Genomic DNA, 1,476 nt, shown 5'->3' on the forward strand with positions numbered 1-1,476 from the left:
ATCGGCGGCGTGCGCCTGGAGGACGGCGTGCTGCAGTGGCGGGACGAGGCGAGCGGGCAGGCGATCACCGTCGACCCGCTCAACCTCCGGCTCGACACGCTCCGCCTCGGCGAGCCGGCCACCCTGCGCGTCGACGCCCTGATCGGCGGCGAGGAGCGCCTCGAGCTCACCGCCGAGGGGCGGCTCGAGCTCCGCGAGGGCGAGCCGTGGGTGGCCGCCGACTGGCAGCTGGCGCCCCTCAACCCCAAGGGGCTGCTCGCCGCGCTCGGGCAGCCGGCCCCGGAGACGGCCGACCCGGCGGCTCTCACCCGGCTCGCCGGCGAGGGCCGGGTGGTGGCGACGCCGCAGCGGCTCGACCTCGAGCGCCTGGTCCTGGCGCTCGACGGCACCGAGCTCCAGGGCAAGGCGGCGGTCGACGACTGGGGCGGCCCCGCCGTGCGCTTCGCCGCCCGGATCGACGCCCTGGACGTCGACCGCTACCTGCCGCCGCCGCCCGAGGAGGGCGCCGGCGCCGAGGGCGGTGACGGGGGCGGCGCCGCGCCGGCCGGAGGCGGCGCTGGCAGCGGCAGCGGCGAGGGCGAGGAGGGGGCCTCGCCGCTGACCGCCCTCAAGGCCGTCGAGCTCGACTTCCCCCTGGCGCCGCTGCGCAGCCTCCGGCTGGACGGGCGGCTGGAGATCGGCGAGCTGCGCGCCAGCGGCCTCCAGCTCGAGTCCGTGGCCGTGCAGCTCACCGGCGCCGACGGCCGCCTCGGGGCCGAGTCCCTCGAGGCCGAGCTCTACCAGGGCGCCTACAGCGGCTCGCTGTGGCTCGACGCCCGCGGCGCCGAGCCGGCCTTCGAGCTGGCGCAGACGCTGCGCGGGGTCGCCTTCGCGCCGCTGCTCGAGGACCTCGTCGGCCGCGACTGGCTCCACGGCACGGGGCGCTTGCGCCTCGAGGGCGCCGGCGGCGGGGCCGATGTCGGGGCCCTGATCGAGGACTTCGACGGCGCCGGCGAGCTGGCCGTCGAGGAGGGCGCCGTGCTCGGGCTGAACATCCCGCAGCGCTTCCGCGAGGCGGCGGCGCGGCTGCGCGGCGAGGAGCCGCCGGCGCCCCCGGAGGAGTCGGCGCGCACCGACTTCAGCTCGCTGACGGCGAGCTTCGACATCGCCGGCGGCGTGGTGCGCAACGACGACCTGCGCATGGCCTCGCCGGTGCTCCAGGCCGCGGGGCAGGGGCAGGCGGACCTGCTCGCCGAGACCGTCGACTACCGCCTGCAGGTGACGCCCGCCGAGGGGCTGAGCCAGTCCGAGGAGCCGCTGCTGCGCCGGCTCGGCGGGGCGGAGGTGCCGGTGGCCATCACCGGCCCCCTGCTCGCCCCGGAGATCGGGCTCAACCTGCGCGAGGCCCTCAGCGCCGAGGCGAAGGAGCGGCTCGGGGCCCTGGAGGAGGAGCTCGAGCAGGAGGCCGAGCAGGCCCGCGAGCAGGCCGAGCGCGAG

The 1,476-nt window shown here is 78.3% G+C and carries 1 protein-coding gene; it reads left to right on the forward strand.

The genetic code is table 11. The annotated features are described in order from the left end of the window. On the forward strand, positions 1–1,476 hold a 1,476-nt coding region (locus CKO13_RS12170), incomplete at both ends, for an AsmA family protein (protein WP_200261395.1).

The sequence above is a fragment of the Halorhodospira neutriphila genome, from assembly GCF_016584055.1.
Lineage (GTDB): Bacteria > Pseudomonadota > Gammaproteobacteria > Nitrococcales > Halorhodospiraceae > Halorhodospira > Halorhodospira neutriphila.